Source organism: Caproicibacterium argilliputei, assembly GCF_029211325.2.
Lineage (GTDB): Bacteria > Bacillota > Clostridia > Oscillospirales > Acutalibacteraceae > Caproicibacterium > Caproicibacterium argilliputei.
The window spans coordinates 1,787,336-1,810,904 of sequence record NZ_CP135996.1 but is presented as its reverse complement, the minus strand read 5'-3'; the positions used below and the strand labels follow the sequence as shown (position 1 = coordinate 1,810,904).

Below are 23,569 nucleotides of genomic sequence, written 5' to 3'. Positions count from 1 at the left end.
AGGAGAATTCACATGGACGTTATTGAAGCAACCAGAGAACTTGGCAAGACCCTGCAGGCAGACCCCCGTTTCAGCAGAATGCAGGAGATTGCTGCCCAGTGCGACAAGGACAAAGAGCTGCAGGACAAAATCGGCAACTTCAATTTACAGCGCATGAATCTGAACAATGAAATGCAGAAGACACCTCGCGACGAGGAAAAGGTAAACCAGCTCAATGAAACACTGCAGACGGTTTACAAGGATGTCATGGCAAACCCGAACATGGTTCTGTATACAGCGGCACAGCAGGAAATGGACGCTCTGCTCAAGCGCGTGTATGGCATTATTTCCAAGTGCGCAGACGGCGAGGACCCCACAACGGCGGATTATGACGCCTGCACCCACGACTGCACCACCTGCGGCGGCTGCCACTAAGCAAAAACGACTGCATGAGGAGGAATCCGGCACATGGCAAACCTTTCGCCCATGATGAAACAATACTTTGACATCAAAAAACAGTATCCCGACACCATTCTGTTTTTTCGTCTCGGTGATTTTTATGAGATGTTTTATGATGATGCAAAGCTTGCGTCCCGTGAGCTGGATCTGACTCTGACCGGCCGCGACTGCGGGCAGGAAGAGCGTGCGCCGATGTGCGGTGTTCCGTTTCACAGCTATGAAACGTACCTTGCCAAACTGGTGGCGAAAGGCTACAAAGTCGCCATCTGCGAGCAGATGGAAGACCCGGCTTTGGCAAAGGGGCTGGTCAAGCGCGATATCATTCGCGTAGTGACGCCCGGCACGGTTCTGGAAAGCAGTATGTTGGATGAATCCCGAAACAACTATATCTGTTCGGTCTGCGTCCGCGGGAACACCGCGGGCGTCTGTTTTGCGGACATCTCTACCGGCGAGCTGCACGCAACCGTGCTGCAAGACGACCTTTCCGAACAACTGAAAAATGAACTGTCGCGTTTTGCGCCCAGTGAAATTCTGGTGAACAGCGCTGTGCTGGACTTTCAGCAGCTGCCGGCGTTTATCCGCAACCGCCTTTCTGCCAGTCTGGAGCTGCTGGGCGACGAGGAATATGAGGAGTCAAAAACCGCCGCAGAGGTGTTGGAGCAGTTCGGCAAGCCCTCTCTGGAGGATTTGAACCTGGCGGACAAGCCGGCGCTGACCGCCGCGCTGGGCGCTTTGTTTGCTTATCTGCACCGGACACAGCGCACTGGCATTGAGCGCATCGCGGCAATCGAGCTTTACAGCGGTGCGCAGTACATGAAACTGGATTTGAATGCCCGACGCAATCTGGAACTGCTGGAAACGATGCGCAGCAAGGAAAAACGCGGCTCTCTGCTCTGGGTGCTGGACAAAACCCGCACCCCAATGGGCAAGCGGCTGATTCGCAGTTGGATGGAACAACCGCTGCTCAGTCCTGCCGCCATCAGCCGCCGCTTAAACGCGGTGGAGGAGTTGACAACCGACGCGGTTTTGCGGGATGCCATCGGGCAGGAATTGTCCGGTATTCACGATTTGGAGCGTGTAATGTCCCGCGTGGTGTACGGCAGCGCCAACGGGCGCGAACTGCGTGCGCTGGAAAGTACCGCACGTTGCCTGCCGCCTCTGCGCACAGCACTCAGTGGGGTGCATTCGCAGCTGCTGGGTTCCATTATAGAGCGTATCGATCCTTTGGAGGATCTGGCGGATTTGATTGACCGCGCGATTGTGGAGGAGCCGCCGTTTTCCCTGCGCGAGGGCGGTATCATCAAGGCTGGTTTCAGCGAAGAGCTGGATTTGCTCAAGGGGGATATGAGCAGCGGACGCGGCATTTTAGCGGAGATTGAAACCAAGGAACGCGAGAAAACCGGCATTCCCAAGCTGAAAGTCGGCTACAACCGTGTTTTCGGGTACTACATAGAGGTTTCCAATTCCTATAAAAATCAAGTGCCGCCGGCGTATATCCGCAAACAAACGCTGACCAACTGCGAGCGTTTTATCACACCGGAACTGAAGGATTTGGAGGGGCGTATTCTCGGTGCGCACGACAAAAGCGTGCAGTTGGAGCATTCGCTTTTTGAGCAGGTGCGCAAGCAGGTCGCCGGGCAGATGGAGCGTGTGCAGCGCACGGCAGTGGCGGTGGCACAGCTGGACGTGCTGCTTTCCTTTGCCAATGTAAGCGTGGATAACCAGTACACCCGGCCGATTGTGGATATGAGCGGCAAGCTGGAACTGCGTGAAAGCCGCCATCCGGTGGTGGAGGCGCTTTTAGACGCGCCGTTTGTGCCGAATGACGTGACACTGGATAAGGTGGAAAACCGCGTTGCTATTATTACCGGCCCGAACATGGCGGGTAAATCCACCTATATGCGGCAGGTCGCGCTGATTACCATCATGGCGCAGATCGGCTGTTTTGTACCGGCGGCTTACGCACATATTGGGATTACAGACGCGATTTTTACCCGCGTGGGCGCGTCAGATGACCTTGCCGCGGGGCAGTCCACCTTCATGGTGGAAATGGCAGAGGTAGCGGATATTTTGAAAAATGCCACTTCTGATAGTCTGGTGATTCTGGATGAAATCGGCCGCGGCACTTCCACCTATGACGGCATGAGCATTGCGCGTGCGGTGGTGGAGTTTGTGGCAAATCAAAAAACACTGGGTGCGAAAACGCTGTTTGCAACGCACTATCATGAACTGACCGTGCTGGAGGATTTGCTGGATGGCGTGAAAAATTATAACATCGCCTGCAAAAAGCACGGGGATGATATTACCTTTTTACGGCGGATTGTGCGCGGCGGCGCGGATGAAAGCTACGGCATTGAGGTGGCAAAGCTTGCCGGGGTACCGAACAAAGTAGTAAAGCGCGCGAAGCAGATTCTGGCGGAGCTTTCCCAGACTGTACCGGCTGTGTCGGCGGGCAAAGCGAAGCAGTCTTCGGTGGAGGAAGTGCCCCTGCAGATGGCCCTGACGCCCCCTGGCGAAGCGGAGGCACTGGAATGCCTGCGGCAGATGGATGTCAACACCCTGACACCGATTGAGTGCATGAATGAACTGTTCCGGCTTTCTAAAATGGTCAAAGGGGAATGAGCAGCATCCAAACGGAAATTCGTCCGATGACAACAGCAGATTACAAGGCAGCACTGCGGTGAAACTGCCGGAGGGATTGACGGAGGATTAGATGCAACTTGAGAAAGGAAACCTGCAGAAAATTTTAGAGCAGGAACTGGAAGGCAAGCCGGACAGCGCCGGACGCGGGGTTTGGACGGTGGATCACTGCAAGCGTACGGCAAACCTGGCGTTGCAGCTGCGCCAGGCAGTCGGTGCGCCGGAGGAACTGGATGACTTACTCTATCTTGCAGGGCTGTTCCACGACGTTTCGCACGACAGCGTTTCTCGTGACCTGCATGAAGAAGCCGGTGCTAAGCGGGTTTGTCAGCTGCTTGCCGGAAAAGTGGAAACGGCGCTTTTAAAGCAGGCATCCGCGATTATCCGCGTGCACGATGACCGCCGGCAGAACGATGGCCGCAGCACGGCGCTTCATCTGGTGCAGGATGCGGATATGCTGGATCACTTCGGAACCTTAGAAATTTGGGCCAATTTCGGGTATGCGGCTCTGCACGGCGAAAGTTTACAGAATTCTCTGGACTTTTATCAGAAAGCGTCCGAAAAAAGAGAGCATTATATGCAGTTGCTCCACTTTGACGCAGCCCGGCAGGAGCTTGCCCGCAAATTGGCGTTTGAAATGCAGTTTTATGCGTACGCCGCACGGGAAAGTGCTGGCGGGCTGACTGATTAAGCAGAAAAAGAAAGCGTGGTGGAAACAATGCCGAAAATCAATGTACTGGATAAACACGTTGCGGAACTGATTGCCGCAGGAGAGGTGGTGGAACGCCCTGCGTCCGTCATTAAAGAGCTGACAGAGAACACCATTGACGCCGGTGCAACGGCTGTAACGGTGGAAATCAAGCATGGCGGCATCACCTTTATGCGCGTGACGGACAATGGCTGCGGCATTGCGCGGGAGGATGTACCGCTGGCTTTTTTGCGCCACGCGACCAGCAAGGTGCGCAGCCAGGCGGATTTGGCACACATCGGCACGTTGGGCTTTCGCGGTGAGGCGCTGGCCTCAATTGCGGCAGTGTCGCACATAGAACTGCTGACCCGCACGGAAAAGGAACTGGCGGGCACGCGCTACCTCATTTCCGGTGGGGAGGAGGAAACCTGCGAGGATGCCGGCTGTGCGCAGGGCACGACCCTTGTCATGCGGGATTTATTTTACAACACGCCTGCGCGCATGAAGTTTTTGAAGAAAGACGTGACAGAGGGCAACGCCATTGCGGCGGTTGTGGATCATGCCGCCTTGTCGCATCCGGAGGTTTCTTTCCGCTTCCTGCGCGATGGGAAAGAAGTGCTGCACACCCCCGGCGACGGAAAACTGAAGAACGCGGTGTTTGCGGTTTTCGGCCGCGAATTTACGCAGGGGCTGATTCCGGTATCCTACGAACTAAATGGTGTCAAGGTTTGGGGCTTTATCAGCAAGCCAGTTGCTTCCCGCCCGAACCGTAGTATGCAGAATTTCTTTTTGAACGGGCGCTATGTGAAATCCAAAACCGCCATGGTGTCGATGGAGCAGGCGTTTAAGGGCAGTCTGATGGTGGGGCGCTTTCCGGCGTGTGTGCTGCACTTGCAGGTGGATTTTTCCGCAGTGGATGTGAATGTGCATCCCAGTAAAATGGAAATCCGCTTCATGAATGAAAAGCCGGTGTTTGAGGCGGTTTACCATGGTGTGAAGACCGCTCTGCAGCAGGAAGATGCGCCTAGCGCGCTGCATCTTGCGGCACCGGCCGCAAAGCCCGCGGTTCTGCGCACGCCGGCTGCAGCAGTGGAGCAGTTGCCCCTGCGCACAGCACCCTGTGTGCACGACAGTGCGGCTTTTTCTCATGCATCGTCGGTGCAGCAGGCAATGCCTGACGTAAGGGATATTCCTTTACACGCAAAAGATGCAGAAGAGAATGCACCGCCGAATTTCGCAAAAAATGGCTTAGGAAAAGAAAATTCCTTTACAGGAAAAACAACAGGGAAAACGGAAGAAATCGTGCCGCCGGCCATACCGGACACCCCGTTGCCGGTTGCGTCGGACGTGTCCGCGCCGCCGGAACCCTATGTGCAGCAAAATGCAGAGGATGTGCCGGTGAAGCTGGTCGGCGAGGCGTTTCATACGTATATTTTTGTGCAACAGGGGCAGGATGAGCTGCGCATTATTGATAAGCACGCCGCGCATGAGCGGATGTTATATGAAAAACTGAAAGCGCAGGCCGGAGAGCCGGAGCAGCAGATGCTGCTTGCGCCGGTGACGGTGACGCTTTCAAAAGAGGAATACACCGCCGTGCTACAGAATCTGGAGTTGCTTGCCAAGGCGGGCTTTGCGATGGAGGATTTCGGCGCGGGTACGGTTTTGGTGCGTAGTGTGCCGGTCATGCTGCAGGAGGATCTTTCTTCTGCGGTTGCGGAAATTGCGGGGCATCTGGCAGAAAACCGCACGGATGTCGGGACGGAAAAATTGGACTGGCTGTACCACAACATTGCCTGCCGCGCAGCAGTGAAGGCAGGGGATGAAAGTTCCCCACAGGAGCTGATACACCTGGTGGAGTGCTTGGAGCGGGAGGATGTGCGGTACTGCCCGCACGGCCGGCCGGTTTCCATTGTGCTGAAGCGAAAGGATTTAGAGCATCAATTTGGCAGACTATAATATATATTTGATAATTTTACCAATTTTATTTTCCAATGTTTGTGCGGGTTTTCATTGATTTTTGCCTTCTAATCGTTTAGAATAAGGTAGGGTTTACATAACTAAATGAACCACTGGCTGCGGAATGCAAAGGAGGTGTATCTGCCGCATGAAGAAAATTCCCGTTGTTGTGGTGGCGGGGCCGACCGCGTCCGGAAAAACACACTTGGCGGTTTCCTTGTGCAGGGCACTGGCAGGCGAGGTGATTTCCGCGGATTCCATGCAGATTTATCGGGGGATGCCGATTGCAACCGCGCAGCCCACACCTACGGAAATGCAGGGGGTGCCGCATCACCTGCTGAATTTTCAGCCGCTGGACAGGCCATTTAGCGTTGCGGACTATGTGCCGCTTGCGGCGCAGGCGATTGCGCAGATTCACGCACGCGGAAAGCTGCCGGTTCTGGCGGGCGGCACAGGGCTGTATATCCGCAGCCTGCTGCAGGGAATTGCCTTTGCCCCGCAAAATGCGAACCCGCAGGTTCGGGCGGAGTTAGAGGAAACGCTTCGCCGCGAAGGGGTGCAGCCGCTTTACAGGGAACTTCTGCGCGTTGATCCGCAGGCAGCGGCCGTTATTCATCCCCACAATGAGAAACGGGTGGTGCGTGCTTTGGAAATCTGCCGGACAACCGGGCAGACCATGGCGGAAAACGCGGCGGCTTCCCGGCAGGGGGAAAGCCCCTACAGCGCTTGTTTCCTCTGCCTTTCCTTCCGCGACCGGCAGAAGCTTTACGACCGCATCAACCGGCGTGTGGAGCGGATGCTGGCGGACGGATTGGATGCGGAGGCGCGGCAGGTGCTCGCGGAATGCGGCCCCACTGCCATGCAGGCAATCGGCTGCAAGGAACTGCTGCCGTACTTTCGCGGTGCGTGTTCGCTGCCACAGGCGGTGGAGTCCATCAAGCGCGAAACACGGCGCTATGCCAAGCGGCAGCTGACCTGGTTTCGCCGCGAAAGCGATGCGCGCTGGCTTTGGGTGGAGGATTACCCGGACACGGCGGCACTGGAAGGCGAAGCCCTGCAAATTGTCACTGCTTTTTTGAAAGGAACCTGTCTATGAACAGTCTGCGGCTGAAAAGGCTTGCTTCGGGAACAGCGGCCGCGCTGATTCTCGTGTTTGTCGGATACCAAATCTATCACGCACACTTTGTACGTCAGAAAACCGAAATTGCGCTGTACAAAACAGCGGAACAGTCCATCACGGCGACCGGCTATGCGATTCGCCAGGAAAGCTTGGTGACGAACCACAACGGCGGTGTACTGCAGTATGACGTTGCGGATGGCGGCAAGGTGGACAAGGGAGGCACCGTGGCGCACGCTTATAAAAGCGTGGAGGATGCAGGCATTCTGCAGAAAAAAGAACGCCTGACCGAAGAATTGACCGCTCTGCAGGAACTTGCGAGTCAGGGCTCCTACGTTGATGCCAATGCGGACAATCTGGATTCCCTGCTGGACGACCAGTTGCTGGACACGCTCAAGGATGCGCAGGACGGCGACGCGGACATTTCCACTTCCCGTTTAAAGCTGCTTTCCCTGCTGAATCAGAAACAGTTGGCTGCCGGTCAGGTTAAAAATTTTTCTGCGCGCATCAGCACGCTGCAAAAGCAAATTTCCGCGCTTTCCTCCAGTGGAAACGGGGAGGAACTCGGCGAGGTTCAGGCGGGCGCTTCCGGCTACTTTTCCAGCCATACGGACGGTTACGAATCCACCTTTTCCTATACCAATGTCAAAGAGCTTTTTCCGGCTGACCTGACAAAAACGATGAAACCCGCGGCAGTTTCACAAAATACAGTCGGCAGAATCTGCTCCCAGTTCAACTGGTACTTTGCCTGTGTGGTGGACGCGGGGGATGCCGCTAAGCTGGAGCCGGAAACGAGTGTAGAGCTGACGTTTCCCTCCGCAAGCTCTGCTTCGGTAACGGCAACGGTGGTGCGCATCAATCAGAAGACGAAAACTTCCAGCGCAGCGGTCATTTTCGAGTGCAATACCATGAACGGGGCGCTGATCAATCTGCGCCACGAGACAGCAAAGATCACCATTCATTCTTACCGCGGCATTCAAATCAGCCAGCAGGCGGTGCATTTTCGGCAGGTAAAGCAGAAGGTGAAGCAGAACGGTCAGGAAGTGGAACAAACCAAAACAGTAGAGGGCGTTTATGTTATGTACGGCATTGAGATGAAGTTTAAGCAGATTGTGCCGCTGTACAGTGACGGTACGTACATTTACTGTGACCCCGATCCGGATCCGAGCCTGCTTGTGACCAGCGAAAGCGTACAGCTTTATGATGAAGTCATTGTAGAAGGGAAGGGACTTTCTGATGGAAAAATCATTGAGTGAGCAAGCACTGCAGAGCCGCTTCCACGATTTAGAGGAAAACCTGAAAATTGTGGAAGAGCAGATTTCTGCTGCGGCAGAGCGCGCCGGCCGAAGGCGAGCGGACATCACGCTGCTTGCCGCAACCAAAACGGTTCCTGTGGAGGTGGTGAACCATGGCATTGAGGCGGGGATTCGCTGCATCGGGGAAAACCGCGTGCAGGAGCTGACGGAAAAATACGACCGCTATCGGAAAGATCTTGCCGATGTGCAGTTTATCGGGCATCTGCAGACGAACAAAGTCAAGTACCTGATTGGCAAGGTCAGTATGATTCAAAGTGTGGACAGTGAAAAACTGGCGCAGGAAATTTCTCGTTTGTCTGTACGCGCCGGGGTGGTAACCAATGTTCTACTGGAAGTGAACATCGGACGTGAAGCGAATAAATCTGGTGTTTTTCCGGAGCAATTGGAGGCGCTACTTGGCGCGGTTTCTCAAATGCCGAACGTCTGTGTGCAGGGACTCATGGCCATTCCGCCAGCGCAGGCGCAGCCCAAAGAAACTTTTGCGTATTTCAACAAAATGTATCATTATTTTGTTGACATAAGCACGAAAAAAATAGATAATGTTAATATGCAACTTCTTTCCATGGGAATGTCAGAAGACTATCCGCTGGCGATTGAAGCTGGGGCGAATATGGTTCGCATTGGCTCCGCTTTGTTTGGGGCCAGAGATTATACAAAAACAAAAAGCACAAGATTTTAGGAGGGCTTATTAAATATGGCAGGACTGATGCAGAAATTCAAGGATCTATGGAATCCTCCTGAGGAAGAGTACGGCGACTACGACTATGAGGAGGAACAGCGGCCGGAAGAACAGCCTGCACGTCCGTATGAGGAAGAACGCCGGCAGCCGTCTTCTTACCGGCATTCTGAGCCATCGGCATCCGCGCAGCGCGCAGGGGCACCTGCGGGTGGAAAAGTGGTCAAGCTGAATCCGGCCGCATCGCAATTGCAAGTGGTGATTTTCAAGGCAAAGTGTTTCAATAACAAGGAAATCTGCACCATTGCAGATGAACTGCTGCGCAGTAACACCGTGGTATTGAATCTGGAAGAGGCGCCGATTAAGGATTCACGCCGCATCATTGACTTCCTCAGCGGCATTGCGTATGCCAATGGCGGAAAAATCAAAGGTGTTGCCATGAAAACTTTTATTATTACGCCGTATAATGTTGACCTCATGGGGGATGACCCCGGAAAAGATAACACCGGCGAAACGGAATGTGAAGAGGAAGACGACGGAGCGTGATGCCGATGGACACAGAAGACACAGTGCTGCAGGCAAAAATCCGGGATGCGGTTCGGCTGGCGCAAAACGGCGGCGGTGCGCATTTTGTGGGGTTCCTGGATGAGCGCGGGGCAGCGCTGGCAAAAGCTGCTGCGGCAGCGGAGCGTTTTTCCGATTACCTGCTTTGGGGCGGCTTTGCAGAAGCGGAACGGGTGTGCTTCGGTGCTTTTCCAACTTGGATGCCACCGTCTGCAGAGGCATTTCCAATTCAAACGGTCACAGCTGATTACCGCAGCTGTGACAAACTGACACACCGTGACTTCCTTGGTACATTACTGGCAGCCGGCGTTTCCCGTGAGGTGGTGGGGGATATTCTGCCGGAAGCCGGTCGCTGCGTCTTCTTCCTGCGTCGAGAAACGGCGGACTTCCTTTTGACACAAATTGAAAAGGTTGGTCGGGTCGGGGTAAAGTTCTCTATGGGCGCGCGGCTGCCCCTTCCGCCTGCGCACACATATGCCCCTTTTTCTGCCACGGTGGCTTCTGCACGTCTGGACTGCGTTGCGGCCGCATGTCTGGGGCTCAGCAGGGGCAAGACACTGGAACTGCTGCGCAGCGGTGCGGTGCAGGTGGATCATGTTTCGACTGTAGATGCGGACTTTCCGGTGCACGACGGCGCGCTGCTCTCTGTGCGCGGCAAGGGCAGGTTTCGGATTGATGCTGTGAGCCAGCCGACTGCAAAAGGGCGGCTGCGGCTGAAGGGAAGAAAGTTTATTTAATTTTGGAGGTCAAAGCAGATGCTGTCACTGAATGATATTAAGCATAAGAGATTTCAGAAAGCAAGCCTGCGCGGCGGATATATGCGTGAAGAAGTGGACGATTTCCTCGATGAAGTCGAGGCGTCCTATGATGCGCTGATTCAAAAAACGGCGGACCAGCACGACGAATTGGAGCGCAAAGAGGCGCAGAACCGTCAGTTGAAAGAAAAAATCAAAGACCTGGAAGGCCAGATTGACAAATTCCGCAAGGAAGAGGACGAAATCAAGGAGGCCCTCGTCAGCGCGCAGAAAATGCGCGATGCCGCCGTACGGGAGGCACGCCATCAGGCAGAGGCCATTCTGAATGATGCCAATCTGAAAGCAAAAGGAATTGTTTCCGGTGCAGAAAAGGAAATCACCGGTGAGCAGCAGAAACTGCAGCAGATGAAGCAGGCGGTTTCCGATTTCCGTGCCCATCTGCTGGATCTGTACAAAGAGCAGATTGCTCTGATTAACAATCTCCCACAGCAGCCGATCAAGCAACCGGAAGCGGAGGAGGAACCTGCCGCAGAGGAACGCCCAGAACCGAGCGAGCAGGCGGAAACGGAAGACCAGCCTCCGGTGAAAACCGGCGCTGTCAAAGAGCGTCCTGATGAGGAAGAGGAAATTCTGGAGCCGGTGACGTTTGCTTCTCCGGATGGGGAGGCAGAGTACCTGACGGCAAAGCCTTTTGCGCCGGTGCGTCCTGAAAAAGAATCGAAAGCTTCTGTGATTTTTGGGGAAGAGTACGATTTGGATGACGATGACGCTTCTCAGATTTTCAACAGAAAGCATTGATAAAAAATTTTAGCTTGTGTGCAGCGCGCATATCGAAGGAGAGAAGAACCCAATGGATTACAAAAGCACTTTAAATTTGCCGAAAACCGATTTTCCCATGCAGGCACATTTGCCGAAGCGTGAGCCAGAAACCCTGTCCGCTTGGGAAAAAGAAGACCTTTACGGTCAGGTGATGAAGAAGAATGAGGGAAAGCCGGTTTATGTTCTGCATGACGGCCCTCCCTATGCCAATGGCGATATCCATTTGGGAACCGCTTTAAATAAAGTCCTCAAGGACATCATTGTGCGCTCCAAAAATATGTCCGGTTTTCAGGCGCCGTATGTGCCCGGATGGGATACGCACGGTTTGCCGACTGAACTGAAAGCGCGGAAAAAAGCAGGCATTACCAACAGCGAAGCGATCTCTGATGTGGAGTTGCGCAAAATCTGCCGCGAGTTTGCGCTGACTTACATCGACGGGCAGCGCAACGAGTTTAAGCGCCTGGGCGGTCTGGGCGACTGGTCACATCCCTACATTACCCTGACGCATGACTTTGAAGCAAAGCAGATTGAAATTTTCTCCAATATGTGCGAAAAAGGTCTGATTTACAAAGGACTCAAGCCGGTTTACTGGTGCGCGGATTGCAAAACCGCTTTGGCAGAATCGGAAATCGAGTATGCGGAGGATCCCTGCGACTCCATTTTCGTCAAGTTTCGCGTGACAGATGACAAAGGCTTTTTCACAGCCAAGGGCGCGGATCTGGCACACACTTACTTTGTCATTTGGACCACCACAACGTGGACCATCCCTGCAAATGAAGCCATTTGCTTGGGCCCGGACTTTGCGTATTCCCTGATTGCTTGTGATGGGGAGTACTACATCATGGCGTCTGAACTTTACCGTTCGGTCATGGAGGAAGCGGGGAAAACCGGCTACTCCGTTTTGGCAACGTTCAAGGGCAGCGAGTGCGAGTATATGAAGGCAAAGCATCCGTTCCTTGACCGCGAGTCTTTGGTTATTGTGGGGGATCATGTCACCCTGGACAGCGGCACCGGCTGTGTGCACACAGCACCCGGTCACGGCGTGGATGACTACAATGTCTGCCATGATAAGTACCCGGAACTGCCGATTTTGGTTCCGGTGGATGCGGACGGCCGTATGACCGCGGAAGCCGGTGAGCGCTTTGCCGGACTGACTACCGCGCAGGCAAACAAGGCCATCGCTGATTATCTGGTTGAAATCGGCGCCATGTTCGCACAGAAAAAGATTATCCATCAGTACCCGCACTGCTGGCGCTGCAAGAAGCCGATTCTTTTCCGCGCGACCGAGCAGTGGTTCTGCTCGGTTGATGCCATTAAGGAAAAGGCTGTTGAGGAAATCAACAAAGTGCAGTGGATTCCGGCGTGGGGCAAAGACCGCATTACCTCCATGGTGCGCGAGCGCAACGACTGGTGCATTTCCCGTCAGCGCCGCTGGGGTGTGCCGATTCCGATTTTCTACTGCAAGGATTGCGGCGAACCCCTGATGAGCAAGGAAGCCATGGCAAACGTTTCAAAGCTCTTTGGCGAGCAGGGCAGTGATGCATGGTTTACGACGGATGCGAAAGAGATTGTGCCGCAGGGCACGAAGTGCCCCAAGTGCGGCTGCACCGAGTTTACCAAGGAACACGACATCATGGATGTCTGGTTCGATTCCGGTGTTTCCCATGCGGCGGTTGCCGACCAGCGGCCGGAACTGCACTGGCCTGCCGACCTCTATCTGGAGGGTGCTGACCAGTATCGCGGCTGGTTCCAGTCCAGCCTGCTGACCAGTGTTGCATGGCGCGGCAAGGCACCGTACAAAGCAGTCTGCACGCACGGTTGGGTGGTGGACGGCGAGGGCCGCAAGATGAGCAAATCCCTCGGCAACGGCATTGACCCGCAGGAAATCGTGGATCAGTACGGCGCAGACATTCTGCGCCTGTGGGTGGCGTCTTCAGATTATCATGCTGACATTCATGTGTCCAAGGAAATCCTCAAGCAGCTTTCCGATGCTTATCGCAAAATCCGCAATACGGCGCGCTTTATGCTGGGCAATTTGCACGACTTTAATCCGGACAGCGATGCAGTGGGGGATGCGGAGTTGCAGGAGATTGACCGGTGGGCGCTGCACCAGTTTGACGAGCTGATTGACAAAGTCCGCGAGGGCTACGATACGTTTGAGTTCCACAATGCTTACCATGCCATTCATAATTTCTGCGTGGTGGACATGAGCAACTTCTATCTGGACGTTGCAAAAGACCGTCTGTATACAGAGAAAACTGACAGCGCCACACGTCGGGCGGCACAGACGGTTATGTATACCATCCTCAGCGGCATGACACGCCTTTTGGCGCCAATTCTGGCTTACACCAGCGAGGAAATCTGGCAGGCCATGCGGCACGCCAAGGCGGAAGACGCCTCTTCCGTGGTGCTCAATGAGTTCCCGCAAGCAAGCGGCGTGCAGGCAGACCAAGCGTTTCTGGCACGTTGGGACCGTATCCACGCGGTACGCGACAATGTGAAAAAAGCGCTGGAGCAGGCACGTAAGCAGAAGGTGATCGGCTCCTCGTTGGATGCGAAGGTGCAGCTGTTCTGCACAGGCGAGCTGTATGACTTTGTCAAGAGCGTTGAGAAGGAACTGCTGCCGGTGCTCATTGTTTCCGCTGTCGAGGTTGTCAACGGCGGCACGGGCGCATACACGGACGTTGCGCTGGAGGGCTTCTCTGTTACGGTGACACACGCAGAAGGTGATAAATGCGCGCGCTGCTGGATGTACAGCGATACCGTTGGCACAGATGCCGCACACCCGGATGTTTGCGAGCGCTGCGCACATGTGCTGGCATAAATCGAATAAACGGGGCGGGCAACCGCTCCGCTTTTTGTATATTTGGAGGTGTGCTTATGAAAAAAAATCGTATAGCGCTGGCGGCAGTGGGACTGGCGGTTGTGCTTGCCGTGGCGGATCAGCTGACCAAGCTGCTGGTCATTCAGTTCCTGTATCCGAACGGCAGGCAGCCGCTGATTCCGGGCTTTCTTTCTTTGGACTATCTGGAAAACCGCGGTGCCGCATTCGGTATTTTTCAAAATCGACAGTGGCTGATTGCCGCGATTACCGCTGTAATCTGTGTATTCGTTGCGGTGGCGCTCTTTCGCTGGCAGCGCCACAATGCCATGTCGCGTGCCGCCTGCATTCTGATTTTGGGCGGCGGCGTCGGCAATATTCTGGATCGGGTTTTGCGTGGATATGTGGTGGACTTCATTCACTTTCACTTTTTTCCGTATATCTTCAATGTGGCGGACATTTGCGTGGTGGTCGGCGTGGCGCTTCTGGTTTTGTACCTCTTTTTAAACGACCGCGAGGAGCAGCAGGATAAAAAGCCGGCAGAAAAGGCGGAAGAGAAACATGCCTGAACGTTATGAATTTACGGTTTGTGAAACACAGAGCGGCGAACGTTTGGACAAGTATTTGAGCGAACAGGACATCGGTCTGACGCGCTCGCTGGCAGAAAAGTATATTCGGGAAGGTGCCGTCTGCAGGGACGGCCGCCCCCTGCAGAAAAGTTACCATGTGGCGCCGGGCGATGTGCTGACGGCGGTGATTCCGGAGCCGCAGAAGCTGCAGGTGCTGCCGGAAGCCATTCCGCTGGACATCGTGTATGAGGACAGCGACCTGCTGGTGGTCAACAAACCGAAAGGGATGGTGGTGCACCCCGCGCCGGGGAACTACACCGGCACCCTGGTCAATGCACTGTTGGCCTACTGCGGAGATACACTTTCGGGGATTAACGGCGTGATTCGCCCCGGTATCGTGCACCGGATTGACAAAGACACCAGTGGTCTGCTGATTGTTGCGAAAAACGACTTTGCCCACAAAAAGCTTGCGGAGCAGATTCAGGTGCACAGCTTCACGCGCGTTTACGAAGCTGTTGTACACGGGAATCTTCGGGAAGATGACGGTACAGTGGATGCGCCGATTGGGCGGCATCCCACAGACCGAAAAAAAATGGCGGTTACGGAGAAAAACAGCCGCCGCGCGGTGACACACTACCATGTTTTGGCGCGATACGCAGGGTTCACGCATGTGCGGCTGCAACTGGAAACTGGCCGGACTCATCAGATTCGCGTGCACATGGCATACTTGGGGCATCCCGTGGCAGGCGACCCCGTTTACGGGCCGAAAAAACCGGTGTCGGGGCTTGTGGGGCAGTGCCTGCACGCGCGCCTGATTGGCTTTGTACATCCGCGCACCGGCGCATATCTGGAGTTTTCCAGTGACCTGCCGGCATATTTCACACAGTTTTTGAAGCGGCTGCAGTACTGAGCGTTCGGGGGAGCAGTATGGATGAGGAACGTGTGCACATTCGCATTTTAATTGGCCTTGCAGCGGTGTTGGCGGCGCTGTGCATCGGCTATTCGCTGTTTTTTGTACCGCCTGTCTGTGACCCTGCGGCAGTTGTGACCACGGACGGTCCCTCTGCGGCGCTGAGCGAAGTTTACAACGGCAAGGTCCATCTAAACAGTGCGTCACTTTCCCAGTTGGAAAGTCTCAAAGGGGTCGGCAGTGCGCTGGCAAAGCGGATTGTTGCTTACCGCACGGCGCACGGCGGCTTTCAGTCCGTTGAGGAACTGCAGAATGTTAAGGGAATCGGAGAGAAGTTGTTTTCGCAGATTCGTGACCAGATTGATTTATAGCGTGGTGCGGGCTTGAGAAAGAAAAAACGCGGGACAGCGGCTTTAAAACCGCTTGTCCCGCGTTCGTTTTTTTGTAAAGGAATTTTAGGGCAGGATTTCATCGTCTGCCGGAGAAACGTCCTGCTGCTCGTGCAGGTACTTTTCCGCAGCTTTCCCCAGAACCGGCAGGGAAGTGTCCAGCTCATGCATACACCGGGATGCACGAATCCAGAAGCAGACGCCGGCAGCCAGGGAAGCGACCGCAGTGACGGCAGAAACAATGCCGATTGTTTTCCAAGCGCTGTGCAGGTGCGCCTGTCTTGCGTAAAAGGAATTTGGATTGTATAACATATGCAGAACCTCCTTTAATCACCGAAGCTTACGCCGATGTCCCGCGCGGTTTGAATCAACTGACAGTCGAGCGGGACGGTTTTTAGTTTTCCGGCCACTTCGTTCAGCGGTACCGGAACAATGATATGGTTGCGCATGGCAACCATATTGCCGTACTTTTTTTGTTTAATGAGCTGTGCCGCCGCTGCGCCGAAGCGTGTGGAAAGAACGCGGTCGTAGGGACAGGGCGCGCCGCCGCGCTGGATGTGTCCGGGCACCGTAACACGGATTTCGTGGCCGGTGGCATCCTCCAGTTCTTTAGCAAGGCGGTAGGAAATTGACGGAAAGTTTTCAGCGGCACGCTTGGCTTTCAGTTCTTTTTTGCTCATTTTAGACTCTTCTTTGGAAACAGCGCCTTCCGCCACGGCGAGAATGGAGAAACGCTTACCCTCTTTGCTGCGCTGCTCAATCACCTTGGCGATACTTTCTACCGTATAGGGAATTTCCGGTAGCAGGATTGCGTCCGCACTGCCGGCAATGCCTGCATGCAGCGTCAGCCAGCCGACTTTGTGCCCCATGACTTCCACAATGAAAATCCGGCCGTGTGAGGTGGCGGTGGTGTGAATACAGTCCAAAACGTTTGCAGCAACGTCTACCGCACTCTGAAAGCCAAATGTGACGTCGGTGCCCCAAACGTCGTTGTCAATGGTTTTGGGCAGCGTTACTACGTTCAGTCCCTCTTCGCTGAGCAGGTTGGCGGTTTTGTGCGTGCCATTTCCACCCAAAATGACCAGACAGTCTAAGTCCATCTTCTTGTAGTTGTCTTTCATATTCTGGACTTTGTCGCCGCTGTTTTCGTCGATGACGCGCATCAGCTTAAACGGCTGGCGGCTGGTGCCCAAAATCGTGCCGCCCAGATTGATAATACCCGAAAAGTCGTGCGGCTTCATTTTGTGGTAGTTGCCCTCGATTAAGCCGCGGTAGCCGTCTTCAATTCCATAAATCTCAACGTTTTTGCCAAATTCACACAGCAGCGCTTTTCCAAGACCGCGAATAGCAGCATTTAAGCCCTGGCAGTCGCCGCCGCTGGTCAATATTCCGATTTTTCGCATGATTCCACGCCCTTTTCAGAAAAATGATGGAAGCTGATGATGCAGGAAGCTTTGCCGGTTTGCACAGACAAATCGGCGGCTTTTTTTATTATAACACAAACCCGGTGTGCAGAAGCGGAGATTCCACAAAATTCTTTACTCAGAGGTGTGTGGGCTGTACAGCGGACTCAGCGGTTTTTCCTCCTCCTGCGCGGTCAGCGCTTTGACAGCGGTGTGCGCCAGCTTGCTGAATGCGGTCTGGCAGTTGCAGGGCGTTTTTCCGCGTCGGTCAATGTGCACGTATTCCTTACTGCTCTGCATGATGCGGGCATTGATGTTGTCGCTGAGCATCAAGTCCAAAATTTCAAAAGCGCGCTGTTTCAGGTCTGGCTCCTCAATGGGGAAGACCAACTCCACGCGGCGGTCCAGATTGCGTGGCATCCAGTCCGCACTGCCCATGTAGATTTTGGGGTCACCTGCGTTTTCAAAGCGGAAAATCCGGCTGTGCTCCAGAAGCTGGCCGACAATGCTGATGACCTCGATATTTTCACTGACACCGGCAAGCCCCGGAATCAGGCAGCAGATACCGCGCACAATCAGGCGAATCGGCACACCGGCGCGGCTGGCTTCATACAAAAGCGCGATAATTGCCGGATCCACCAGAGAATTCACTTTCACCGTAATGCCACTGGGCAGCCCCTGCTTTGCATTTTGAATTTCGCGGCGGATACGGTATTCAAAAAATTTGCGCATACCGTGCGGTGCGACAATCATTTTATTGTATTCTGGCGGACGGCTGTAACCGGTTAAAACATTGAAAAGGCTGCTGGCGTCCACACCGAACGGTTCCTTGCAGGTAAAAAGCCCGATATCGGTGTAAACCTTTGCGGTGGAGTCATTGTAGTTACCGGTGCCCATGTGCAGGTAGCGGCGGATGCCATCTTCCTCACGGCGGACAACCAGCGCGATTTTGCAATGGGTTTTGAGGCCTGCCAGACCGTAAATCACATGACAGCCGGCATTTTCCAGCTTCTTTGCCCACAGAATGTTATTTTCTTCGTCAAAGCGTGCTTTCAGCTCAACCAGCACCGTGACCTGCTTGCCGTTTTCCGCGGCGCGGATTAGTGCGGCGACAATCGGCGAGTGCCCGCTGACACGGTACAGCGTCTGCTTAATGGCGAGCACATTTTCATCCTCTGCGGCGGAGCGGATGAAGTCCACAACCACTTCAAAGCTTTCATAGGGGTGGTGTACCATGCGGTCTTTGTCACGGATGGCTTCAAAAATGTCATCATAACCCCAGAAATCCGCGGGCGGGTAAACCGGCTGAATCGGTTTGAAACACAAATCCTCACAGCCAGGCAAACCTGCGAATTTGGAGAAGAACGTCAGATCCAGCGGCCCTGCCAACTCGTAAACGCTGTTTTCGTTCACATCCAGCATCTCCAGTAAAAAGTCCTTGGTGGCGGGGTCGCACTTCTGCAAAATTTCCAGACGGACAGGCGCACCTCGCTTGCGCTTTTTGATGGATTTTTGAATCTCGATTAGCAGGTCTTCCGATTCTTCGTCAATGGCAAGGTCGCCGTTGCGGGTAATGCGGAACGGGCAAACTGAGCGGATGTGCCGCTCTTCAAAGAGTTCCTCCATGCAGTACATGATGACATTTTCCAGCAGCACAAAGCAGCGCCCGCTTTTGCCGGGCAGTTCCAGATAGCGCGAGAGAATGGACGGCACCTGCACAACCGCAAAGCAGTCTTCGTCGCTTTCTTTGCCATCCAACCGCACTGCAATGTTCAGACTTTTGTTGGCAAGGAAGGGGAAAGGCCGGCTGCGGTCCACAGCCAGCGGCGTAAGCACCGGAAATAGAATGCGGTTAAAGTATTCGGAAATGTACTGGCGCTGCTCTGCGTTCATTTCTTCTGGTGTAAGAAAGACAATGCCGCACCGCTTGAGTGCGGGAAGAATCGAGCGGTGCAGGCAGGAATATTGCTTTTCAGCAAAGTCATGGATTTTTTTCGAGAGGACACGGTACAGCTCCTCTGGAAAAAGTCCGCTGGGGTCCTGCTTGCGGTACTTGCTGCGCACCTGCTCCATGACGCCGGCCACCCGCACCATGAAAAATTCGTCCAGATTGCTGGCGGTGATGGCCAGAAAGCGCACGCGCTCCATGACCGGGTTTTCTTTTTCAAAGCATTCCTCCAGCACACGCATATTAAAATCCATCCAGCTGAGTTCGCGGTTGTAGTAGGGAATGGGATGGTTGGATGGTTTTTCAGTCATTTGCTCGCTCATGCATCGTTCCTCCGTTTGCGTTCAAAATAGCCGGTCAAATCAGGGTTTGCTTCACTTTCAGGATGGGGTACAGCCCAAAGACATCTTTAAAAAAGGTTGAGCACTGCTCAAATGCCCATTTTTCCAGAAACAGGTTGTCGTTTGATTGCGCAGAAACCACCATTTGGTCGTCCAGCAGCTTGACCTTGATGTTTTTCAGCTTCTGCTTCTGGGATTTATCCAGCGCGTTTGCCAGGCGAAAAATTGCCGCCAGCTTGGCAATAACGGTACGGCTCTGTTCCGGCATCGTAATGTATTCCATATCCCGAAAGTCCGGCACGGTGTATTCATTGTAGCGAGCCACATAGGCGGCACGCAGGATATCTCGGCTGGTAATGCCGTAAATGTCTGTGTGGCGGATGATGTCAAAGCTGGCGCCGAGGTGGTCTTTCGCGGAAACGTAATGACCACTTTCGTGCAGGATTGCCGCCAGTTCCAGAACCAGCCGCTGGTCTGCACCCAAACCATGCAGCGGCTTTAAGCGGTCAAACATGGTGCAGGCTGCTTGCCGTACCAGTTCGGTGTGACCACGATTGCAGTGGTAGTTTTCGGCAATATGGTTGGCACAGGAAATGGCGTTGGTATGAACGTATTCCGTATATTCGCTTTTCTGCCGTGGAATCAGCATTTGCCGCATCAGTGCATCCCACAAATCCACCCGTGGGGAGAGAACGGTTTTGGCAGAGGTCTTTTTAATCAGCTGCATATAAATGGAAAGTGCAGAGTACAGCAGCTCGGCGGATGGCTCGGAAATGTTGTACCGCTGCGCGATTTTATCCGGCCGCAACGACCGGATGCGGCGATACAGTTTGGTGATTTCCTTGACCGGAATCGCATGAATGCTTTTTTGCGAGTCGGTGCCGCACAGTTGGGCAATCAGCTCCATTTCGTTTCCAGTCAAAATAATGTTCTGAATGTCATAGCGCAGCAGGCTTTCGCATTCCAGTGTGTTTTCCAGATATTCCTCAACCACAGTACCGAAGTCATCAGTTTGCTCCTGCATACTGCCCAGCATATCGTGCAGCTTTAAGGCGCCGGTGGGGATGTTCTGCGAGTAAATCATGGCACTGCCATCGTAAACTGCTGCGCCGATGGTACCCGAACCGATGAAGGACAGCAGGGTGCCGCCCGGTTCCAGAATCCCCGCACTTTTTAAGGAAGTCAGGATTTCCGAATAAATCAGCGTCTTTTCCTCATCATCCTCCAAAACTTCCACATTCAGGTTGTTTTGAACTTTCAATTGATCCAGTACGAACGCACGGTTTTCCGCTTCACGGAATGCTGTGGTGGCAACCGCGCGGTACTGCGTAATGCCGTACTCTTTCATTAGCGCGGTAAAGCCGGAGAGTGCACGGCTCATTTCCCGGATGCACTCAAAGCTGATCTTTCTTTCTGTAAATACTTCATGTCCCAAAGGCAGCGGGTACACCAGCTGATCAAGGTCACAGATTTCCCCCTTGCGAAGCTGTGCGATGCGCAGTTTCAGTTCGCTGGAGCCAATGTCGATTACGGCTGCGGCCTTCGGATATTTTCGTCTGTTCATTTTCGGCACCGCCTGTTTCAGAGTTTCAAAGCCGCTCACGCGGAAAGTTGAAGAGCAGACTGTTTGCGCGGCGTTCTGCTGAGGAAGCGGCACAAATGGTCTTGGTTTAAGTATACCAACTTTTGTGCGTTTGAGCAAGAATGAGCTTGTTAAATGAAACGGAAATGTAAAGCACGGTCGGAAGTACGGAATTTGTCAGTTTGACTGCCGGAAATCCGCGGCGGAAGATTTTACGGAACCTTATAAGCCGGAGAAATTGGCACGGCAAAGGCCCTTTTACAGTAATACTTATATATAATATACAAAATGCGTCCAAAATAATTATTGGATTTTTTAGTCATATTGCTTGATTCACATGGCACAGAAGGATATAATTAGTCATATAATTTGCCAGGGAGGTGAATCCTTGAAAGTCTATTATGCCCATACCCATACGGACAAGCGAAAGTGGGAAACAGTTCAGGAACACTTGAAAAAGGTGGGTGCACTGTGCGAAATGTATGCGCAGGAGCTGCAGTGCGGTGACTTCGGCAGAGTCGCAGGCCTGCTGCACGATGCGGGGAAGTACAGTGAACTTTTTCAGGCGGTACTGCATCAAAGGCAGAAGCATATTGATCACGCGGTTCCAGGCGCGGTGTTGGCGCACGCTTTTGGTAGCGATTCCGACCCCACTGTTCACGCGCTGGAGGTGATTATTCGCGCCCACCACAGTTCTTTACAAAATGAGGTATTGTCGGTTTTAAAACAAGCGCTCGTTGGCGAAAACAGAATTGTACCGCCGGACGGGAAGACCGTTTCCATTTGTGGAAAAATTGAATTCCAGGAATTGGTGAAGCAAATTCAACAGGAACTCGAACCAGAGCTCCTGCATCATCCACTTCCGTCGCTTCCGCCGCTAGAGGGCAGTACAGATGTGCTGCTTGCCAGAATGCTCCAGACCAGAATGCTGTACTCCTGCCTGGTGGATGCGGATTACACTGCCACGGCGGAGCACTTTGACGGTGAAAAACAGGAAGAGAGATTTTTGAATGCAAAACGTGCATTTGACTCTCTGCAGACGTACCGAGATTCTATTCGGAAAAATTCGACTTCAGACGGACAGCTCAATCAAATGCGGGACGCTTTGTATGACAGCTGCCGGCGGGCGGGCTGGCAAAATCAGCCGGGATTGTTTACTCTGACTGCCCCGACTGGGCTGGGTAAAACACTGGCACTGTTGGCATTTGCACTCCGTCACGCGGAAAGATGGAATAAAAAAAGAATTTTTGTGGTTTTGCCGTACCTATCGATTATTGAACAAAATGCAAAGGAATACCGGAAGGTTTTGCCTGATACGCTGGAAAGCCACAGTCAGGCGGCAGCGCAGGATGAAACCCGACAGTTCGCGGAGCGTTGGAATGCACCTTTGGTGGTTACCACAACCGTTGGCTTTTTGGAAGGCCTTTTTGCAAGCAGCGCGCCGGGCTGCCGTCGCTTACATCAGGCAGCAAACAGCGTCATCGTCTTTGACGAAGCGCAGAGTTTGCCGCCAAAGCTGTTGGATGCTACCCTAAATACACTGCGGGAGCTGTACCTGCACTACAATTGTACGGTGGTGATGTCCACTGCAACACAGCCTTCCTTCCATTATAAGAATCATGCGCAATGGGCACCAAAAGAAATCGTTGAGAATCCGCAGAATTTATTTTTTAACACACGGCGGGTGCGGGTTGAATGGAGAACAAAAGCGGCGACTTCCCTGAAACAGATTGCGCAGGAGATGCAGCAGCAGAAAAGCAGCTGCGCAATTTTGAATCTTCGCCGCCATGCACGTAAGCTCTTTGAACTGCTCCGAACAAGCTGTGCGGAGAAGGAATTGTTTTTTTTATCCAGTGATTTGTGCCCGGCACACCGCCAAATGACAATTGAAACCATTCAAGTACGCTTAAAGGCCGGCTTACCGTGCCGAGTGGTTGCAACGCAGTGTATCGAGGCAGGCGTTGACCTTTCCTTCCAAGCAATGTACCGTGCATTAGCACCGTTGGAGTCCGTAATTCAGGCGGCGGGCCGCTGCAACCGAAACGGAGAATCGAAGAATCTCGGTAAATTGGTGGTGTTTCTACCGGACGAGCCTGGCAGACTGTACCCTGACGAGTGGTATGAGAATGCCGCCAATCAACTCCGTTTGATGTTGGAAAACCGCGAAGTGGATCTTTGCAACTTGCAAGACGTTGATGAGTATTACCGGCGGATTTATATCAATGCTCCAGCGGATACAGAAAAGCTGCGTACCGCAGTCAGTCAAATGGATTATCAGAGTGCTGAGCAAAATTACAAAATTATTCCGTCCGGTGGATACCGGATTCTCGTTCCTTATGCCGGTAAAGAAGAATTGAGCGTACTGTTTGAAAAAGTGAAGAAGGAGGCGACGGAACATGGCGTAACACCCGCACTCCTCAAAGACGCCAGCCCACTTTTAGTGAACAGCTTTGACAAATCCGGCATTGCTGCTTACTGTGAGGCATTGATTCCACGGGACTACCGGGGGCGTCACTTCGCGGGAAACGCAGTCTGTTATTTACTGGATCAGAAAGATTGTTATGATGAAAAAACAGGGCTGTATATGGCGGATGACAAACCATTTCAGAACTGTTACTAATTTTACATCAAATAAAG

At 53.5% G+C, this 23,569-nt stretch carries 19 protein-coding genes; 15 read left to right on the top strand and 4 right to left on the bottom strand.

What is annotated here, in order from left to right; genetic code table 11:
* Positions 1 to 12 precede the first annotated feature (12 nt).
* From PXC00_RS08850 to PXC00_RS08785, 14 genes are all read left to right on the top strand, one after another.
* Complete coding sequence (locus PXC00_RS08850; RefSeq protein WP_275843862.1) at positions 13 to 414, top strand: YlbF family regulator; 402 nt, start codon at positions 13 to 15, stop codon at positions 412 to 414.
* 33 nt (positions 415 to 447) lie between these two features.
* Positions 448 to 3,060 (top strand): DNA mismatch repair protein MutS, encoded by a 2,613-nt coding sequence (mutS, locus tag PXC00_RS08845; protein WP_275843863.1) that lies wholly within the window; start codon positions 448 to 450, stop codon positions 3,058 to 3,060.
* Positions 3,061 to 3,151: 91 nt separating this feature from the next.
* Positions 3,152 to 3,769: an HD domain-containing protein gene (locus PXC00_RS08840; RefSeq protein ID WP_275843864.1), complete on the top strand. Its 618-nt coding sequence runs from the start codon at positions 3,152 to 3,154 to the stop codon at positions 3,767 to 3,769.
* A gap of 27 nt (positions 3,770 to 3,796) precedes the next feature.
* Entirely contained in the window at positions 3,797 to 5,722 is a 1,926-nt protein-coding gene (gene mutL / locus PXC00_RS08835) for a DNA mismatch repair endonuclease MutL (RefSeq protein WP_275843865.1), read from the top strand.
* Between the two features lie 148 nt (positions 5,723 to 5,870).
* Complete coding sequence (miaA, locus tag PXC00_RS08830; RefSeq protein WP_275843866.1) at positions 5,871 to 6,818, top strand: tRNA (adenosine(37)-N6)-dimethylallyltransferase MiaA; 948 nt, start codon at positions 5,871 to 5,873, stop codon at positions 6,816 to 6,818.
* Positions 6,815 to 8,095, top strand: coding sequence for an HlyD family efflux transporter periplasmic adaptor subunit (locus PXC00_RS08825; RefSeq protein WP_275843867.1), 1,281 nt, complete (start codon positions 6,815 to 6,817; stop codon positions 8,093 to 8,095). The genes miaA and PXC00_RS08825 overlap by 4 nt, the downstream gene beginning before the upstream one ends.
* Positions 8,076 to 8,834, top strand: coding sequence for a YggS family pyridoxal phosphate-dependent enzyme (locus PXC00_RS08820; RefSeq protein ID WP_275843868.1), 759 nt, complete (start codon positions 8,076 to 8,078; stop codon positions 8,832 to 8,834). The genes PXC00_RS08825 and PXC00_RS08820 overlap by 20 nt, the downstream gene beginning before the upstream one ends.
* Before the next feature lie 15 nt (positions 8,835 to 8,849).
* Entirely contained in the window at positions 8,850 to 9,377 is a 528-nt protein-coding gene (locus tag PXC00_RS08815; protein ID WP_275843869.1) for a cell division protein SepF, read from the top strand.
* 5 nt (positions 9,378 to 9,382) lie between these two features.
* Complete coding sequence (locus PXC00_RS08810) at positions 9,383 to 10,132, top strand: YlmH/Sll1252 family protein (RefSeq protein ID WP_316934919.1); 750 nt, start codon at positions 9,383 to 9,385, stop codon at positions 10,130 to 10,132.
* 18 nt (positions 10,133 to 10,150) lie between these two features.
* On the top strand, positions 10,151 to 10,948 hold the full coding sequence (locus tag PXC00_RS08805) for a DivIVA domain-containing protein (protein ID WP_275843870.1): 798 nt from the start codon (positions 10,151 to 10,153) through the stop codon (positions 10,946 to 10,948).
* 52 nt (positions 10,949 to 11,000) lie between these two features.
* Positions 11,001 to 13,793 carry an isoleucine--tRNA ligase gene (gene ileS / locus PXC00_RS08800; protein ID WP_275843871.1) on the top strand — a complete coding sequence of 931 codons (2,793 nt, stop codon included), beginning with the start codon at positions 11,001 to 11,003 and terminating at the stop codon, positions 13,791 to 13,793.
* Between the two features lie 56 nt (positions 13,794 to 13,849).
* Positions 13,850 to 14,359, top strand: coding sequence for a signal peptidase II (gene lspA, locus PXC00_RS08795; RefSeq protein ID WP_275843872.1), 510 nt, complete (start codon positions 13,850 to 13,852; stop codon positions 14,357 to 14,359).
* Positions 14,352 to 15,269: an RluA family pseudouridine synthase gene (locus PXC00_RS08790; protein WP_275843873.1), complete on the top strand. Its 918-nt coding sequence runs from the start codon at positions 14,352 to 14,354 to the stop codon at positions 15,267 to 15,269. The genes lspA and PXC00_RS08790 overlap by 8 nt, the downstream gene beginning before the upstream one ends.
* Positions 15,270 to 15,286: 17 nt before the next feature.
* Positions 15,287 to 15,640, top strand: coding sequence for a ComEA family DNA-binding protein (locus PXC00_RS08785; RefSeq protein ID WP_275843874.1), 354 nt, complete (start codon positions 15,287 to 15,289; stop codon positions 15,638 to 15,640).
* Between the two features lie 84 nt (positions 15,641 to 15,724).
* On the opposite strand, the gene PXC00_RS08780 is transcribed toward PXC00_RS08785, so the two are convergent.
* The 4 genes from PXC00_RS08780 to PXC00_RS08765 form a co-directional block, all read right to left on the bottom strand.
* Positions 15,725 to 15,970: a hypothetical protein gene (locus PXC00_RS08780; RefSeq protein WP_275843875.1), complete on the bottom strand. Its 246-nt coding sequence runs from the start codon at positions 15,968 to 15,970 to the stop codon at positions 15,725 to 15,727.
* A 14-nt stretch (positions 15,971 to 15,984) separates the two neighbouring features.
* Entirely contained in the window at positions 15,985 to 17,061 is a 1,077-nt protein-coding gene (locus PXC00_RS08775; RefSeq protein ID WP_275843876.1) for a 6-phosphofructokinase, read from the bottom strand.
* Between the two features lie 135 nt (positions 17,062 to 17,196).
* Positions 17,197 to 19,332, bottom strand: a complete 2,136-nt coding sequence (locus PXC00_RS08770; RefSeq protein ID WP_275843877.1) for an RNA degradosome polyphosphate kinase — start codon at positions 19,330 to 19,332, stop codon at positions 17,197 to 17,199.
* A 34-nt stretch (positions 19,333 to 19,366) separates the two neighbouring features.
* Positions 19,367 to 20,914 carry a Ppx/GppA phosphatase family protein gene (locus PXC00_RS08765; protein ID WP_275843878.1) on the bottom strand — a complete coding sequence of 516 codons (1,548 nt, stop codon included), beginning with the start codon at positions 20,912 to 20,914 and terminating at the stop codon, positions 19,367 to 19,369.
* A 406-nt stretch (positions 20,915 to 21,320) separates the two neighbouring features.
* Here PXC00_RS08765 and cas3 point away from each other — a divergent pair, with 406 nt between their 5' ends.
* A complete protein-coding gene (gene cas3 / locus PXC00_RS08760) occupies positions 21,321 to 23,552 on the top strand; it encodes a CRISPR-associated helicase Cas3' (protein WP_275843879.1) in 2,232 nt (743 codons plus the stop codon).
* The last annotated feature ends 17 nt before the right edge of the window (positions 23,553 to 23,569 follow it).

Coding starts and splice junctions, on each gene's coding strand:
- PXC00_RS08815 (WP_275843869.1), top strand. CDS start 8,850: ATGGCAGGACTGATGCAGAAATTCAAGGATCTATGGAATCCTCCTGAG.
- PXC00_RS08765 (WP_275843878.1), bottom strand. CDS start 20,914: ATGAACAGACGAAAATATCCGAAGGCCGCAGCCGTAATCGACATTGGC.
- PXC00_RS08785 (WP_275843874.1), top strand. CDS start 15,287: ATGGATGAGGAACGTGTGCACATTCGCATTTTAATTGGCCTTGCAGCG.
- PXC00_RS08780 (WP_275843875.1), bottom strand. CDS start 15,970: ATGTTATACAATCCAAATTCCTTTTACGCAAGACAGGCGCACCTGCAC.
- PXC00_RS08850 (WP_275843862.1), top strand. CDS start 13: ATGGACGTTATTGAAGCAACCAGAGAACTTGGCAAGACCCTGCAGGCA.
- PXC00_RS08775 (WP_275843876.1), bottom strand. CDS start 17,061: ATGCGAAAAATCGGAATATTGACCAGCGGCGGCGACTGCCAGGGCTTA.
- PXC00_RS08810 (WP_316934919.1), top strand. CDS start 9,383: ATGGACACAGAAGACACAGTGCTGCAGGCAAAAATCCGGGATGCGGTT.
- PXC00_RS08820 (WP_275843868.1), top strand. CDS start 8,076: ATGGAAAAATCATTGAGTGAGCAAGCACTGCAGAGCCGCTTCCACGAT.
- mutS (WP_275843863.1), top strand. CDS start 448: ATGGCAAACCTTTCGCCCATGATGAAACAATACTTTGACATCAAAAAA.
- PXC00_RS08805 (WP_275843870.1), top strand. CDS start 10,151: ATGCTGTCACTGAATGATATTAAGCATAAGAGATTTCAGAAAGCAAGC.
- ileS (WP_275843871.1), top strand. CDS start 11,001: ATGGATTACAAAAGCACTTTAAATTTGCCGAAAACCGATTTTCCCATG.
- PXC00_RS08790 (WP_275843873.1), top strand. CDS start 14,352: ATGCCTGAACGTTATGAATTTACGGTTTGTGAAACACAGAGCGGCGAA.
- mutL (WP_275843865.1), top strand. CDS start 3,797: ATGCCGAAAATCAATGTACTGGATAAACACGTTGCGGAACTGATTGCC.
- miaA (WP_275843866.1), top strand. CDS start 5,871: ATGAAGAAAATTCCCGTTGTTGTGGTGGCGGGGCCGACCGCGTCCGGA.
- lspA (WP_275843872.1), top strand. CDS start 13,850: ATGAAAAAAAATCGTATAGCGCTGGCGGCAGTGGGACTGGCGGTTGTG.
- PXC00_RS08770 (WP_275843877.1), bottom strand. CDS start 19,332: ATGAGCGAGCAAATGACTGAAAAACCATCCAACCATCCCATTCCCTAC.
- PXC00_RS08840 (WP_275843864.1), top strand. CDS start 3,152: ATGCAACTTGAGAAAGGAAACCTGCAGAAAATTTTAGAGCAGGAACTG.
- PXC00_RS08825 (WP_275843867.1), top strand. CDS start 6,815: ATGAACAGTCTGCGGCTGAAAAGGCTTGCTTCGGGAACAGCGGCCGCG.